This is a genomic window from Roseovarius sp., assembly GCF_040219995.1.
GTDB lineage: Bacteria > Pseudomonadota > Alphaproteobacteria > Rhodobacterales > Rhodobacteraceae > Roseovarius.
This window is the reverse complement of the sequence record NZ_JAVJUC010000011.1, coordinates 1-15874: the sequence shown is the minus strand read 5'-3', so window position 1 is coordinate 15874 and position 15874 is coordinate 1. Positions and strand designations below refer to the sequence as shown.

Here is a 15874-nt window from a genome sequence, read left to right as displayed (position 1 = left end):
AACAAGAGATAACCATTGGGAGATCGTACAATGCCTCTGACCATAGAAACTGTCCCATGCAACTTTGTTGGAGACTTCAAGGTTGGTGATAACCTCGTCTACAATTCTGTCGTACTTTCCGATCTTGCGCAGAACAACGATGAAGGACGATTTAACAAGATGATGTCTTTACAGGCCGGGTCCATCGTAGAGGCTTCGATGGCCGAGATAGTCTTCCGCGCACAGCATTATAACCGGGAGGGCGTACCGAATATTGTTGAAGCCGACAGGCAAGAGATTGCGGGCAAGAAAATCGACAAATTCAACAACACAATCGATGTTTTCAGGAAGTACAATATGCTAAATGGAATGGTAGGAGATATATACGACGATTTGCACGTAATCAGGAAATTTCGGAATAAAGTTCATATCCAGGATAATATAAATATTGCTGGCGTATCACGTGATGAGGTCGTTTCATTTGATAGGACTAGGATGGAATGGATCATAAACAAGTCCTATGATATTATCATCTTTCTTTCCGAGAACTACTCTCGGCCAAGCGGCATTGCAAAATTTGTCGGCGATCTCAGTCTTCCCCATTTTGAACAATGCGCAACAGGGCAAAATGTAAAAAGGTTCGTAGGGAGCTCAATTTGATTTTAACGGGCAGTGCTTCATGGAGCCGCAACAAATTTTTCCTTGCTTTCTCAATTCATCGAAAATTTTGGATTCTATACGCTGCCGCTCGTACTCGCGCAAAACCAGCTCCTCAATGACTGCTCGATTAGGGCACTCCATACGCAAGATCGGCTTATGGAGTCGATTGCATCCTGAATAACACTCGGAGATCCTGCACGAGTCTTTGTGCAAGAGTTTGTGTTTCCACGTGCAACCTCGTGGACAGGGCGAGCGTGCATTCAAGACGCGGTCACGCTCCTTGGATATGCGCGGCAACCGGTCGGCCAACCATCCCTTGCCACGAAACATCGCCAGCCACAGATCGTCATTCCATCCCAATGGTTCGGCCAGTGCTTCCATAGCGACCTGAATATGCGCGGCTTGGATCGCGCAGTAATCGAGCCTTCATCGGCTTGGAGAACCGCTTTGCGGCTCCGCACCGTTTTCCATAACAGGCTGACGTCTCGCCCCTCTCAATTTGGCGAAAACAAGTTGGCAATCCCCTACGGACGGTTCATGATCTTGATCGCCCCTTTTCGTCATCTGGTGCGACCGTGCGGCCGCGTGCCTTCAGGCGGCGCACATCGAGCGCTTCGATTCCGGTCTAATGCTGCGCTCCGGCCCATAGCCATGACGGACGATCCGCTGACGACCATCAGGCCGCTTGCGCGCCCTTGTCTTGGCCAACGCGTGCGCCTCCTCTTTCTGTGAGGCGGTCAAATTCTATACGAAAGGTAGAACCGACGCCCAGTTCACTGGCGTAATCAATCGTGGCTTTGTGGCGCTCGATGATCTGCTTGGTGATGTTGAGACCAAGACCAGTGCCGCCGACCTTGCGCACATCGGAGGAATCTACTTGGCTGAACTTTCCAAACACGCGGTCCTTGGCACCTTCTGGAATACCAACTCCTTCGTCTTGGACTGAAATACGTATGCGGGAGCCAAGGATATCCACCCACACTTTTACCGTGCTGCCCTCTTCCGAAAATTTCAGGGCGTTCGACAGCAGATTATTCATAACCTGTATCAGGCGACTTCGGTCGCCCATGAAACGGCAATCCTCATCGCAGGGAACTGTAGTGACATGGATCCCCAACTTTGTAGCATACCCTGCCATCGCTTCAACGGCCTCATTTACCAAGTCGTTCGCGTCGACCGGTTTGAAATGAAACGCTATCTCGCCTGCTTCGATCTTTTGCAGATCGAGCAGATCGTCGATCAGGTTGGCAAGCCGATGCCCGTTCTTGGCCGCCATGCCGATGACGGGCTTTAGATTATCAGGCACCTCGCCAAGTATTCCATTGTTGACTAGGTCTAGCGACCCCATGATTGAGGTTAACGGCGTTCGTAACTCGTGGCTGACAGTCGACAGGAATTGTGTCTTGACCTCCAAGGCAGCCTTAGTTGCTTCGTGTTCCGCCTTGATGAGTTTCATTTGGTCAAGCCGGTATTGATAGCTAAGATAGAATTTCACTGATATGTCGGCAATAAAGTAGAGCACGAAGATAATCGTGAAGAACTCCAGCCATATTACGGAACTGAGCGGCGGGAGAAAACGCAACACATCGAGAAGCGCGATGTATAGGAACGCGAAAGCGTAGATACACAGACGCAAAAGCAGAATGCCGATCATTTGGCTATTGTACATTGCCGCGAAGACCGACGCAGAGAATAGGAAGAAGAGAGGCGTGAAATGCCCACCTGATGTCTGCTGAACAGCAATATTGATAACAAAAAAACTGATCGCGGTAGCGCTTAGGACTGTGTTGCGGGCGATGCGTTTGAGAATCTGTCGGCCCATAACTGGGTCCTGACCATCCCAAGCTCTGGACTGGCGCCCGAGAAGCACGTCTAGCATCTCGGTAAGGACCACGACTCCATAGAAAGCGAATATGGAGATGGGGTCAAAGTAGCACGCCGTCAGCACGGCCGCAGCTAAGAAGCTCGCCTGCCGCTTCCAAACAAGCTGATTGGCAAGGAGTATGTAATCCTTGATCCTCTGTTCGCGACCGTCAGAGCTGAACCAATCGACCCTGGTCACCCAAAACGATTTTAGGTGCTTCATGCGTACCTCTACCGCTGTGGTAAGTTTTAACGTTATAGCGCCAATGTGTTGAAAATCAGCCGCTCTACAGGCAAGACGCGGCTTTTTACTTGCACAATCTGAGGCAGAGTCCAGAAAGTTTGTATTGCTTGAGGCGGCATGTGCCGCAATCACACTTGGGCATCGATCACCATATGTGACCCCACCCAAGGCGCACGCCTTGCTGTGGTCACGCCGCTCGGGAACGACCCTCCTTGGAAGCGATATAAACCTCCGACAGGTCCGGGAATACAATGTTGGAATGTGGGATTTCGTCCACAGGACCGAAAACAGGCGTGCGTGCCAGAACCGCGCCGCGCTGCTCACGAAATTTGGCGGTCAAAAGCTGGACGGGCTTTTTCAAACCCGGGTAACTGCGAGGCTTCATCGCCACGTCATAGCCGAGATAGCGGCGGTAAAACGCGGCGTGCTCTGGCCGCACTGGGGCAAGGACCAAGTCGATGTCGTAGAACATAGCAGCGAGAAACGGGATGCGCAGAGCCAAAAAATGCAATGGCACTCGATTCTTTCGGGCCTCGGGATCGATCACGAAGCGGGTCGGATCGAGAACCGTCTGTCCGCGCTTGAGATTATCCAAAACCTCGGGAAAAACTTCCAGCGTCGGCGATATGAGACAGAGCTTCGACACAAGATGCAGCCGCACCGACGCCAAAACCTTCCCATCCATTTCAACCCCGACGTGGACGCAATTCGCAGTCTCGTCGAATGCGTCGGCCATGATTCCGCGCTCGTTTTCCGCAATCGACCGTTCGGCACGATAGCATTTGTAGCGTAGACGATATACCTCCTCGAGGTCCTGGCTTTCCGTGAAAACCTTATAGCGAGAGTGCTTCAGCGCCTCGATAACTTGCTTTTTCATGATGGGTCCTTCCATTCGTGCGCGACTATGGCATTGCCTTGCACACGAGGAGGTCGCTATAGCCGCGATACACGGATTTCTGCCTGAAGATCTCGAAACCCGCTGAAGCGATGACCGATGCTATCTCTGCCTCGGTGTGCGTCCAGTAGACGCCTTCCTGTTGTGCTTTGAGGATAGCTTTGTTCTGCTTGGCGATTTCTCGCCCCTGCCAGAACACCTGAAGCGCGCCGAGCAGCCCGCGTTCTTTTTTCAAGTTTGAGAAAAGATACCTGCGCCAATCGGCTACATTCATGTAACGACCGAGATCTACGAGGTAAAGCCATCCGCCGGGACGGAGCAACCGCCGCAGGTCGCGTAAACGTAGTTCGTGCTCAGGCATCGCATAAAGTGCGTGAACGCATATGACAAGATCGGCAGCACCCTGCCCATCAATCTCTTCAATCGCTCGCGTGTCGTATGTGATATTCCCGCAAGTTGCCAATTTGGCTCTTGCCAAGCCGATCATGCCTGCATCGGGTTCAACCAAGCGGATTTCGCTCTCGGGACAGGTGCGAGCTGCGATTTCGGTATAGTTGCCTGTTCCGCCGCCGATGTCATAGATCAAGCGCGGTGTCTTTATTGCTTCAAGAAAATCTTCGAACTCGTGCATAAGCGCCTGATACTCTGGGTTGTGTGCAGACAGAAGGTCGTAGGCAACTGCATAGGCGCTCCAATCGACAGATGCCGACCGGTCATCGACTTTAGACCTGTTGAAATTCATGGGGCTACGCCCCTCAGCACTCGCGTGTGACGGCATGAAAGAGAGACTCCAAGATTTGATTGGGAATGGCTTGCTACACGACCTCTTTTGTTAACAGCAGGTTACGTGACGAAGCTGATATTGCAAGGGCTTTTGTCAACAATGTGCCCGAGTAGGCTCCAACGTTTCTGATCTCGCAACAGGCTGCCTGCCCACTGGTACCTGCGACCTAGGCAATCTCTGGGTAAAACTCCATCATAGGTAGTTTAAGCATCGTCAAAAAACATACTTTAAAATCAACGAACAACCTGAAATTGCAGCGTGGATCGACTGAAACTTTAAGCATTTTGGCGCCAGGTGAGCTCGCCATTTCGACCGCTTGCGACATCCCCACCCACTCCACAGCGCCTGGGGTCCGCAGCAACAAAAATGTGCTCCAAAAGAGGCAACGAAGGCTAATTCCGAGCGCAAATTGTGCTGACCCGACAAAATGCCACCGCAATTCTGAGCGATAAATCGGCGAATCTATTGGGCGGAAAGAATCTGGAGGCGGAATGAAAGTACACGCATTCGATGACGACCAGGCCATGCTTGATCTCGTCATGCATTTTCTAGGCATCGCAACTCATCACAACGTCAACGCGGCCCCGTCGGCGATGGCGGTTCTCAAGTCTGCTTCCGAAGAGGAAGTTTAGAATTATTTTCGAAATCAAGAATATCGCACTTGGATGGCACGTTGGATTTGAGCAGCCTGATCTGACTGTTTCAATTTGATTGTAGGTGTAACTCTCCCACTATCCCTCAGCATGAGACAGGCCCGGGCATCCGCTCAGAAATGCGCAAAGGTATAGATTCAAACATGGGTCCGTTACTCCGGCCCGAGCCGCATGCATGACCCGCCATTTAGCAAAGGCGACCATTATTCGGTTTTATTGACGGAACGTCGAGACCCTATCTTCTCCACAACCGCTCAATGCGACCGGCACTAACTTGCATGCCAGAATGCCTTAGCAGTGCAGCACACTTCCGAAACCGGCCTCCCCTATTGCCTCGCCAGAAGTGGAAGACAGCGGCGAGCGGTGCGCCCTGTTCCTAGGCCGGTCATCACGAACATAGGTCCAAAGCCGGGCCTTTTTCGCACCAACCCGTGCCGGAAGTGGCTCGGTCGTGTCGTCGCCATGCAGGCGGTGAGCGGCACGTACACGGTCACCGGCGCGAACGATACCGGGCGAGAAGTAACAAGCTCACCGTTTTGATACTGCCGCCGCCAGACAGTCAGCAGTGATCAGCAAATGCCATGTCGCCGCGCTTTGGCTGCCGCCCGGCCGTGGTGGATAAAGCTTTCCTCCAAAATGCGCAGTTTGTCGTCATCTGACCAATACCGGCGGCGATCACCATCGACGGCGGAAAAAACTTCAACTTGGAGCGACTGATAAAGTCGGACATAAGGTCGGACTTACCATCGGATCTATGCCGGAATCAGACAGTCGACGCCGGAGGCTTACAGTTCGGCCATGGAGGCTCAATAAAGAATGCACCACATTATGAGCCAAACGGTCCCACAAAAATGCCATCATCAAAATCCAACCATAAGGTGAGCGGAAGAGATCTAGAGTTGCAAGCTGGCAGGATATGGAACCATGAGAATTCTCATTGTCGATGACGATAGTACTTTTCTCGATTTGCTTGAAATGAGCTTGGCGGAGAATGGCTTCAAGGAGGTTGTTCAAGCGTCATCGGCGGACCTGGTACTTGAGTTTTTGGATAACGAAGACCCCTATTTCGATTGCTTCGTTCTGGATATCCAAATGCCTGGTACAGATGGGATCAAGCTTTGTTCGGAGATTCGATCCAGACAAGCTTTCCGATTGGCCCCGATTATCATGCTGACATCTTCGGATAGCAAACACGCGATGCGGCAAGCATTTAATGCAGGGGCGACAGATTTTCTCCATAAGCCATTGAACTCTCTAGAGCTTGCCGCCCGGATCAACACGGCATCCCTTCTGGTGGAATCTCTGAAAAGGGAAGCTGCGCCAGTGCTGACAGTCTACGAAAACCCAAGTATTGACGGCGAGTTGAATGGGTTCCATCCCGGCACTCGCATCACCTTCTCCAAAATTCGCTCAATGCGTGATTACTTCGAGTTGGAAAACACCTTCCTCCGTATGGATCAGAGTTTGTATGCCGTCAGTCTCTTCACGGTAGAGCTCAAGGGTTTCGAGGCAGTCGCAGAAAGTGCAAACCATCACGAAGCCCTCCACTTGGTGCATATGACGGCAAGCATCATTCCACGTGTTCTGATGTCTCAGCGGCTCCTTTTTTCTTACGTCGGATATGGAAAGTTCACTTGCGCACTGATGGCACGCACTCCTGTTGTTCCGCAGTTATTGCAGTCGAGGCTCCGTGAAAAACTAGACTTCCATACAAAACCGCGGGCCAAACTTAATTGGGAGAGCGATGCGCTGATTGTCACATCCTTGTCCAACCGTAGGATTATGGCTCCCTCGGAAGCAGTGCGGCTTTTGCGACAAGAAACTAAAAGGTTAAAAAGTTGTACAGATAGACCGGTACCCGCGTTCGAAGACGAGGCAAATCGGCTTTTCAGCACCAAGATCTAGGCAATGCGAAGTTGCCCCCAAATACGCTAGCGCCTTGCTTCGTAATTTTGGAATCCAAGTATAAGCGCGGATGTCATCCGCAAAATCGTTTTAAGGTCAGGGACGTTTACCTTGGGGCTCCGTTCGAGAGGCACCTTGGAAGTTAGCTTCCCAACACCGCCCTCTCAGATTCAACATCGTTATGAATCTGCCAGAGTGCGCGGAGTTGAGCGGCGAGGTCCATCGGATCGAAGGGCTTTGCTATGACGCCCAACGCACCATCGCGGCGAAGATCGTTTGACAAATCTTCGTTGACCCGCGCTGTCATGAATACAACGGGTACATCATTTAGGCCGGGAAGTTTCTGGAGCTCGCAGAGTGTCTCTTTGCCATCCATATCGGGCATCATGTAATCCAGAAGCAGAAGGTCTGGACTAAAAGATGCCGCTTCTTCGGTTGCCTGTTTGCCAGAAGCACATTGCAGGAGCTCAAATAGACCAATCAACTCCAGAGCCATAGCTGCTATAGCTCGAATGTCATCATCATCATCTACGTGCAGTATTCGCTGCAACTCTCTCATCACGCCGCCCTTCTAGTGTGTCGCACTTCAGCCAAATATAGAAATAACTCGCATGACAAAGATTAAATTTCCAGTGGTTCAGCATCATCTAATAGAATCTTCCCAGGGTTGTTGAGGCTTTCCAGCGTCCCCTCTACTTTAAATGCGTGATCAAGCTGTTGAGATTGAATTTTGTGCATGGGTAGTTTTACAAAAAATGTTGTGCCTTCGCCGCATTTACTCACAAAGTCGATCTCCCCGTCATGTGCATGAACTATTCTCTGAGCAATAGCCAACCCCAAGCCTGTTCCTTTGCGTTCTTTTCCATCTGGGCTGCGCAATTGAGCGAAACTTGCGAAGACCATGTGGTACGCTTCCTCAGGAATTCCGGGCCCTTTGTCCGTCACGGATATTTTCCAGAAACCATTTTCAGGATCTAGCATGACTTGAACGGTTTCCCCCGCAGGTGTGAATTTTGCTGCGTTTGATAGAAGGTTTGCCAGCACTTGTGTAAATCGTGCCGCGGACACACTTGCGATCGCGTCGGTGAGGTCTGTCTCGAACTGGAAGTTGACGCGCAACTCGTCCCCATACCCCCTGTTCATTTCGACGACTTCATCGACAAGCGCCACAAGGTCGACAGGTGCCTTGTCCATTTTCATTTTGCCCGCCCGGATTTTCTCCAGATCTAAGATGTCGTCGACTAGAAGGAGTAGCTGCTCTGTATTGCGTACGGCGATATCCAAAGCTTGCTTGGCGTTGTTGTCAAAGATGCCGAGAGCCCCCGAATGCAACAGTCGAAGCGATCCTTTGATTGAAGTCAGTGGAGTGCGCATCTCATGGCTTACGACCGACACCGCCTCCGCCTTGGCTCGCTCGATCTTCTTGCGCTCGGTAGCATCACGCAGAACGGACATAAAGAGTGTCTCTCCATTTTCCCCAACTGCAAGTCGAGTGGTTATCTCGCCAAACTTCGTGCCTCGTTCAACAACTATTACAACGACATCTTTCTCTCCAGAAAACAGGGGCGCTACATGTGCTCGAAAAAGGCTTTCATCCATATGAGGATCTGCGTCGAGTATGCTCTTCTGGTCCAATTGGTCATTTGACCAGCCGCTGGCCTTAAGCGCCGATAAGTTGGCAAAGACCATCCCCAGAGATTCCGTATCGTAGACGTAAATTTCATCGTGGAGGTAGTCGAACAGGTTTTTCAAAAACCGTGATTTGTCGGAATTTGGTGCATCCTTGTTGTCCGTGCGAACTACGATTGCTCCAACAAGGCATTGAGCGAGATCAAGAACCGGAGTGACAGTGCATCGAGAGAGAAGGCCATGACCATCGGCCGTCACATCATCGCTCACAGCCCAACACGTACTCTCCGACAGGCAAGCTTGCAGAGCACGATAAGCACGATTTGATGTACCGCCCACATAAATTATGCTGATCGGCTTCCCAACAAGTTCGGAAGCAGAATATCCGAAACGATCCGCAAAACTTTGATTGACCGAAGCTATCCTGCCTTGCGCATCAATTTCGCAAACTTGTAGATGACTTTCTGTTGCGGCTGTGAGTGCTTGACCCTCACGTTCGATTATTTCAATACGGCCTTCCTCTAATTGGAGTGCGCGGCGTTGTCTGTAGATCAACAGCAGGGTCAAGCCTAACAAGAAAGCAAGAACCACTTGGGCAATACCGGTTGGTATTGAAGTAAATTCAATTATGCCAACGCCTGACGCCAATAACCCGAAGGCTACAACACCGCCGGTGATTAACGTGACGTTTATCGCTTGGTTGAGCTTCAATGGTCGATTGAAACGAAACAGATTGATCATCTACCAACTCCGGAACCGTTTTAACATACACAGGCGTCATAGGCGATTTAGAGAACTCTACTCTCATTACTTGGCAAAAGTAGGGCGCCTGTCAGGCTTAGATGAGATCAACGCCTTTCCTTGACGTTCGAACTCCCAAGCAAAACCTCTAAACGCCTAAGGTACCTCATCCTAAAATGTGCTGAATCCTACAGAGTGCTATGAAAAAACGTTCTCTGAAGGTATCCCTCAAGTATGTCGAGCACAATTTTAAAGAGATTTTCTCAGTTGTAGTCCAGTCAAATTATTGTTGGAAATTGTTACGGTCTATCAGGCTCCAGTTTTGGCCTGTTGCTGCTCATACTCCTATGGAGAGTGAATTTTCCGAGCGTTAAGTGTTACATGATATTATTAGTGATGCTCAAAATTGTTGCAAATGCGCCCCTTCGAGGTAGTGCCCCGAGGAGTGGTGTAGGAACTGGCGTCCACCTGCTTCTTCATAGCTGGTGCTGTTTCCACTGAGCGGCGATCATCGCCGTCTCACTTTCATCGTGGCACATGGCGGTCAGCTTTTCCACCGGCATGTAGCGACGGGAGACGGCCCATTCGTCGTTCTGCTCCAGCATCAGCGCGCCGACGAGCCGGATCACGGCTTCACGGTTCGGAAAGATCCCGACGACGTTGGTCCGTCGCTTGATCTCCTTGTTGACGCGCTCCAGCGGGTTGGTGCTGTGCAGCTTCGAGCGCAGGCTCTCGTCGAAGGCCGTATAGGCCAGCACGTCGTGCTCGGCCTCGTCCATGAGCTCAGCGACATCGCGGAACCGCTCGCGCAGATTGTCGGCGACCTCGCGCCAACGGGCATGTGCCTGATCGCGGTCCTTTTCGGCGAAGGCGGTCTTCACCACCGCGCTGACCACCGGCTTGTTGGTCTTTCCCACACGGGCGAGGAGGTTGCGCTGGAAATGCACGCGACAGCGCTGCCAGCCGGTGCCCAGGACCTTGCGTGCGGCGGCTTTGAGGCCCTCGTGCGCATCGCTGATGACCAACTGCACGCCACGCAACCCACGACGCGTGAGAGACCGCAGGAAGTCGGCCCAGAACGTCTCGGCTTCGGAGGGCATGACAGTGATCCCCAGGATCTCGCGCCGCCCGTCAGTGTTGACCGCGACGGCCACTATCACCGCCATCGAGATGATGCGTCCGCCCTCGCGCAGCTTCACATAAGTGGCGTCGAGCCAGAGGAAGGGCCAGTCGCCCTCGAGGGGCCGGTTCAGGAATGCCTGTACCCTCTCGTCGATCTCCTCGCACAGCCGTGAGACCTGGCTCTTGGAGGCGCCCGTCAGTCCCATGGCGCGCACCAGATCGTCGACAGCCCGCGTGGAGACCCCGTGGATATAGGCTTCCTGTATCACCGCCATCAGCGCCTTCTCGGCTGTCCGGCGCGGCTCCAGGAACGTGGGGAAATAGCTGCCCTTGCGCAGCTTGGGGATGTTCAGGCCGATGGTGCCTGCCCGGGTATCCCATTGCCGCGGTCGGTAGCCGTTGTGCTGGTTCTCCCGGTCCGGGCTGCGCTCGCCGTGCCCGGCACCGCAGACAGCAGACACTTCGATGTCCATCAGACGCTGTACAGCATCCTGGATCAGCTCGCGCAGAAAATCGGCATCATCGCTCTTGGCGATCACGCTCGGAAGGTCAATCATGGTCTCGGTCATCGTGCTCTCCTTCGTTGTCATCGGTCTTTGAACAACCTCAGACTACGAAGAAGCGCGGTGGCCGCCAGCCCGGCCGCACGCTACGCTACGCCAAAAGGCTCCGCGTGCGGCCTCTTACACCACACGGTGGGGCACTACCCCCTTCGAAAGGGTGATCATGGGAACGAAATAGTTAAAGTGACCGTACTTCGATGGGTGTCAGAAAACAATTAAAGGTTGTTTTTTGGCCCGAGCTGGATTACCAATCATGCGTTGTGTATTCGGGTTATGAGTTGCGGTGCCTCCATGCGATTGGGGGCGCCGCACGCTTCAGCTCTTAGAAGGGCGAACGACAGAGACAACCCCGTGATCTGAACTGGTTTAGGAGCGCGCTCGTACTTTAAATCTGTTCAAGATTTGGAGTTCATTTTACTGGTTGGCATATTCTCGTGGTTTTGCACGCCCGAGGTTTGAATACTGACAGTTATGATTGTAGTTGTCGCGACATACCTCGACTTCCTTGCAACTCGCTAGGTCACGTCCTGTTTCTTCTCTTCGGCGAAGGCTTTTTGAAACATTTTCTCTTCGATTTCGTCAACCCTTGGCAGATCAAGAACAAGCGCGTCTTGGTTTAGCGAGTGCTCTTCCTGCCGATCAGAAGTTATTGAATTCACTGACTCTGAAAGTAGCCCGGTGATGTCAGAAACCTGAAGCTGCAAAGCGATCAACCCAGAAGCTCGAGCCTGATCCAGCAGAAGGTTCGCTCGATCTTGCAAGTTCACGGCCGTCTCGCCAACGTTTCTTGAAGTACCGTCTTGCAAACATATGATAAATTGGCCTCGACCGAGATAGGAAAATAGGAAATGCTTTTCACTTACCACGTCAGAGATCACACAACTTACTGTGTGCAGATGTCGCTTCAACTCCGTCAAGTCGAGCTGCCTAAAGAAAGCGCCGAAATCTTTAATATGAGCACGGTATAGCTTTGGCGTCTCATTTCGAGAGCGCAGTTCTGAGAGATTTTTCTGGAACCGAGAGAACTGTGCCATGCCCTTGATTTGCGGAAACCAGACAGGTTTGAGTGAAACGTTATCATTCGAGAGATAGTTGGGTCTCGGGGGAATCTCAGTAGCTCCGATCGGCGCATTAGCTTTTCGTGTGAGTTCAACGAGTAACATTGCAGTCTTGATGCGTCCGACAACTTCGTTGTGATCCAGCGGTTTGCGCATAAAGTCGGTCGCGCCTACGCTAAACGCACGCGACATCAGGGCGCTACCGCGCTGCGAAGTTACCATGATGATGGGTGCCAATTTGTTGTCGGCGCGCATTCGCAAATCCTGACACAGATCAATCCCGTTAGAATCCCCCAGGGCGATATCCAAAAGAAAACAGTCAAAAGGTGATGGCTCTTCGTCGAGGAGGGCCAGGGTCTCCTCGGCGCTGTGAGCTACGGTCACGTCGTGCAGGCCCAGCTCCGCGAGTTTCGTGACTACGAGCTTTGCAAAGACGACGTCGTCATCAACAAGAAGAATTCGCATTGCCGAAGCTCACCACAGGTAAATAGAGACCGCTTTTCTGCTTCTGATTGAGTAAAGCAGAATGATGTCATTTTATGGGCGTTTTGTCTTTTGATTGTTTTAGTGATTGAGAAGGCAAGCTCTTGAACGCAAGTCGAAAACTCTGAATTATGAGTTTGCTTTGTTAGGAGTTGGGCGAAGTTGTGAATCTGCATGGCTAGAGTCTTGCGACTGACTCGGCTCACTCTTTGGTCTTAAGTCAGTTTGTCCTCGTGGCATTCTTCTACCGACCTTGTGAGGCCGTCCATAATTTGAACAAAGTTTCGAAATACCACCTATAGGTGCATAACGGCCTGTTAAACTAACGTTACATTGTGGCGGGCGTAGCGACAGGCGTCAAGTTTTGGTGTGAGGCTGCAGTATGCAGGGGTTAAAAGCGACATGAAGATCATAGCGGTAGACGATGACCTGGTTTCGCTGAACTTGCTAAGTGATTTTCTGCAAAAGGAGCGACACCACGACTTAACATTAACGTCTTCAGCCTCGGCCGCGTTAGAAACTCTTCAAAAAGAAGACCCGCCTTTCGACTGCATACTTCTAGATATCGAGATGCCAGAGATAAATGGTATCGAGGTATGTAGAGAAATTAGAGCCCTTGAGGCTTATAATAGCGCTCCGATCCTTATGATCACCAAGTATAGAGATCACGTGTCGATATCGCAGGCCTTTGCGAACGGTGCCACTGATTACATCAAGAAGCCATTTGATGCTTTCGAGGTTCTCACGCGGATTAATGTTGCGGAGCGACTCGTTCAAGAGCGGCAGGCTGCGATAGATAGTTACATCGCTGTGAGAAATATTACGGGCTGTAAACCGCCTCTTGCATCGTCCAATCATAGGCAAGACAGCGATGCTCTGTTCCCATCGAAAGCTATGCAAATCCAGCTAGAAGGACTCCTACCCATTTCGGTATTTCAAAACTACCTTGAAAAAGTCGCCGAAACTGAAGGCTGCGGCGCCAATCTGTTTGCGGTCAGGATCCGGGAGATTAACAGGATATTTGCAAGTACGGACGCAGCAGGTTTCTTGAAATTTTTCGAAGCATTTACATGGGCGCTTAAAGCCGAGTTTGGTGCCGAAGACACTTTACTTTCACATGCGGGAAATGGCGCCATTCTTTGTGCGACCACGACTGGAAGTAGGTTTGTAACCGAGGGTGCGCAAGCGTCCATTCATGACAAGCTGCAGAGCTACTACTCTCAACGATGGCACTTCGACTTAACATCCGAGCATATTGTTTTGGGTCATCCAATAAGGTTGAACAAGACGCAAAAGTTAAACTTCAAGAGGGCCGTGAAAGCTGCTGTTGCGCGCCTTGATCAACGCTCAGGGGACATGGCTCCCTCATATATTTCCAAGCTTGTGGGCTAGAAAGTCTGGTGCATGATCAGACAGTTTTTTGGGGGCCAGACTTGAACAATTCGGCTCCGGTTGCTGTCAGCATGTGATCTGTGTGTCGGCATGTGTTCACAGCTGATAGTATTATGCAAACATGGATTCGTGGTCGAAAATAAGGGACATAAGAACCAACAAATGGTCCGTGTGGTCGCGCATTTCAGATTGGGCTTCAGGTCGCTTCGCATAATTCGAAGCAACAAAATCGTCGATTTCCGCAGCGATATTCCCTAGGTCTGGAAATCCGAGGGTCGCCGCAGTCCCGGCGATCTTATGGCAAATACGCCCTATCGCGTAGCACGTTTCTGAATGATCGGCTACCTGATCTAAACGACCGCGAAGCATTTCCACTTCAAGATACTGTTTTTCGAGTTCGGTGAGAAAATGAATTCGAATCTTTTCAAGCCGAATGGCCGTGTTCTGTTGAAGCATGATTTGTTCCTGATGCCTAATTCAACCAAAGCCTAGCAGGCGCATGAGTTTGCCTGATGGAGCGCGATTCTGTGCATTTGGATTTATCGCCCGTTCCTCTGCGGATTGCAGTGCGTGAACGAGTGCATTGGATATGCCCCGCGAAGACTTGAGCTGAAGCGAATTGCCTTCACCAACTACGGGCATCAACGAGATTGCGCGACCGTCGCAGAAATGAAGGTCCATTTCGCGTACTGTTTGGTGCAGTTGTCGTTCAAATTCTTCAGGGGCGAACGTGTGCGAATTGGTTAGCACGCAAACAAAATGGCCCTCTCCAGCATGGCTTGCAAAGAAACTCTCGGGTTTCAGGGTTTCAGAAATAGCTTCTGCAAAGTCACTCACCGCGGCTTCAAATTCAAAGACGCTGCTCGCGCGGAATGTGCGAGCCATATCTGGCACCACAATGCCAAAGGTGATCATCCCGAAAAGCGAGACTCGTGACACTTGCATCAAGTAGTTTTCAAGCGCCAGATAGTCGATGAACCCGTCGATATCTAGAAGAGCGAGCCGCTTTTCAAAGTCGGCAGAAGTAACTATCGATGCTGGCGACTTCTCCTGAGCGGTGGGATTGCGCTCCTCGAGGCTGAGGTGCTCTGCGAGCAGAGATTGAATCAACCGCAATCTGGAGTGGATCTCCACAACGTCGAACGGCTTTGTGATATAGTCGCTGGCACCTGCCGCAAACGCTCTGTCAATGTAGCTACGGTCTGACATCGCAGTGATCATGAGAATAGGGGTGTTGCGATAGTATGCCATCCGGCGAAGTTGCTCAGTCAATTCGATCCCATCGATCCGGGGCATTTGGATATCAAGGAGAAAGCAATCGAACGGGGTATCGGCTTGATGTATTTTCTCTAGTGCTTCGGTTGCAGAATGGCATACCGAGAGATTAGAAAAGCCAGCCGCTCGGAGTACTTCGACTAGAAGCTCCAAGATGAGTGGATCGTCATCAACTGCGAGAATTTTCATCTTATCCCCTTCAAAAGGAAGTGGTTCGGATGCGATGCATGGCCGAGGTGTGCTATAAAATGCTATGTGAACTTGGCAAAACTAAGGCGGTCATGGCGCGCGCCTTGCGCAACCTTAGGTTTTTAGAGATTTTGCTGAAAGAATGCGCCAGCTTAATGAGCTGCCCCCCGAAATTCGGACACTGATGTGAATTGCCCCGAGTTTGTCGGAGACCCTCTGGCCGGATATGATCATCAATTTCTTCATCACCGTGCGGCTGACCTTGCCAGTGGTGCTGGTCGCTCTTGTGGTGGCCGCGCTGATCGGCAGTTCGCTCTGGCTTCTGATCCTGGTGATTGGGCTGTTGTTATGGGACCGCTTTGCTATCGTTGTGCGCAGTGCCACGCAGCAGCTTGCGCAACGTGAATACATCACCTCAGCCCGTGCCATCGGCAGTTCG

General features: G+C 51.4%; 16 protein-coding genes. 5 read left to right on the top strand and 11 right to left on the bottom strand.

All coding sequences use genetic code 11. The features are described 5' to 3' along the window. The first annotated feature begins 30 nt into the window (after positions 1–30). A complete protein-coding gene (locus RID11_RS02335) occupies positions 31–639 on the top strand; it encodes a hypothetical protein (RefSeq protein WP_350135658.1) in 609 nt (202 codons plus the stop codon). Here RID11_RS02335 and RID11_RS02330 read toward each other — a convergent pair. The 4 genes from RID11_RS02330 to RID11_RS02315 form a co-directional block, all read right to left on the bottom strand. Continuing rightward, on the bottom strand, positions 631–969 hold the full coding sequence (locus tag RID11_RS02330) for an E2 domain-associated cysteine-rich protein (protein ID WP_350135806.1): 339 nt from the start codon (positions 967–969) through the stop codon (positions 631–633). The two genes, RID11_RS02335 and RID11_RS02330, sit on opposite strands and share 9 nt — an antisense overlap. A 346-nt stretch (positions 970–1315) precedes the next feature. Further along, positions 1316–2701 (bottom strand): sensor histidine kinase, encoded by a 1386-nt coding sequence (locus tag RID11_RS02325; protein ID WP_350135656.1) that lies wholly within the window; start codon positions 2699–2701, stop codon positions 1316–1318. Positions 2702–2933: 232 nt separating this feature from the next. Then, the gene (locus RID11_RS02320) at positions 2934–3623 is read right to left on the bottom strand and encodes an N-acyl amino acid synthase FeeM domain-containing protein (protein ID WP_350135654.1); all 690 of its coding nucleotides are present in this window, start codon (positions 3621–3623) and stop codon (positions 2934–2936) included. Positions 3624–3648: 25 nt separating this feature from the next. Beyond that, complete coding sequence (locus RID11_RS02315) at positions 3649–4383, bottom strand: class I SAM-dependent methyltransferase (RefSeq protein WP_350135652.1); 735 nt, start codon at positions 4381–4383, stop codon at positions 3649–3651. 533 nt (positions 4384–4916) lie between these two features. Between RID11_RS02315 and RID11_RS02310 the strand changes: the two genes are divergently transcribed. Then, positions 4917–5057, top strand: coding sequence for a hypothetical protein (locus RID11_RS02310; RefSeq protein WP_350135650.1), 141 nt, complete (start codon positions 4917–4919; stop codon positions 5055–5057). 580 nt (positions 5058–5637) lie between these two features. Here the strand turns inward: RID11_RS02310 and RID11_RS02305 are convergent. Continuing rightward, positions 5638–5808: a hypothetical protein gene (locus tag RID11_RS02305; RefSeq protein ID WP_350135648.1), complete on the bottom strand. Its 171-nt coding sequence runs from the start codon at positions 5806–5808 to the stop codon at positions 5638–5640. A 194-nt stretch (positions 5809–6002) separates the two neighbouring features. Between RID11_RS02305 and RID11_RS02300 the strand changes: the two genes are divergently transcribed. Next, complete coding sequence (locus RID11_RS02300; RefSeq protein WP_350135646.1) at positions 6003–6983, top strand: response regulator; 981 nt, start codon at positions 6003–6005, stop codon at positions 6981–6983. A gap of 142 nt (positions 6984–7125) precedes the next feature. Here RID11_RS02300 and RID11_RS02295 read toward each other — a convergent pair whose 3' ends face one another. The 4 genes from RID11_RS02295 to RID11_RS02280 all read right to left on the bottom strand — a co-directional run bounded on the left by RID11_RS02295 (position 7126) and on the right by RID11_RS02280 (position 12561). Next, entirely contained in the window at positions 7126–7542 is a 417-nt protein-coding gene (locus RID11_RS02295) for a response regulator (protein WP_350135644.1), read from the bottom strand. A 62-nt stretch (positions 7543–7604) separates the two neighbouring features. Continuing rightward, positions 7605–9353 (bottom strand): PAS domain-containing sensor histidine kinase, encoded by a 1749-nt coding sequence (locus tag RID11_RS02290; RefSeq protein ID WP_350135642.1) that lies wholly within the window; start codon positions 9351–9353, stop codon positions 7605–7607. Positions 9354–9829: 476 nt separating this feature from the next. Beyond that, positions 9830–11044: an IS256 family transposase gene (locus RID11_RS02285; RefSeq protein ID WP_502949333.1), complete on the bottom strand. Its 1215-nt coding sequence runs from the start codon at positions 11042–11044 to the stop codon at positions 9830–9832. A 509-nt stretch (positions 11045–11553) separates the two neighbouring features. After that, entirely contained in the window at positions 11554–12561 is a 1008-nt protein-coding gene (locus RID11_RS02280; protein WP_350135638.1) for a response regulator, read from the bottom strand. A gap of 420 nt (positions 12562–12981) precedes the next feature. Here RID11_RS02280 and RID11_RS02275 point away from each other — a divergent pair, with 420 nt between their 5' ends. Continuing rightward, complete coding sequence (locus RID11_RS02275) at positions 12982–13971, top strand: response regulator (RefSeq protein WP_350135636.1); 990 nt, start codon at positions 12982–12984, stop codon at positions 13969–13971. Positions 13972–14082: 111 nt separating this feature from the next. Here the strand turns inward: RID11_RS02275 and RID11_RS02270 are convergent, their stop codons facing one another. Beyond that, positions 14083–14427, bottom strand: a complete 345-nt coding sequence (locus RID11_RS02270; protein WP_350135634.1) for an Hpt domain-containing protein — start codon at positions 14425–14427, stop codon at positions 14083–14085. Between the two features lie 21 nt (positions 14428–14448). After that, positions 14449–15435, bottom strand: coding sequence for a response regulator (locus tag RID11_RS02265; protein WP_350135632.1), 987 nt, complete (start codon positions 15433–15435; stop codon positions 14449–14451). A gap of 226 nt (positions 15436–15661) precedes the next feature. Between RID11_RS02265 and RID11_RS02260 the strand changes: the two genes are divergently transcribed. Further along, the coding region (locus tag RID11_RS02260) for an ABC transporter permease subunit (RefSeq protein WP_350135630.1) at positions 15662–15874 on the top strand (213 nt) is incomplete at its 3' end.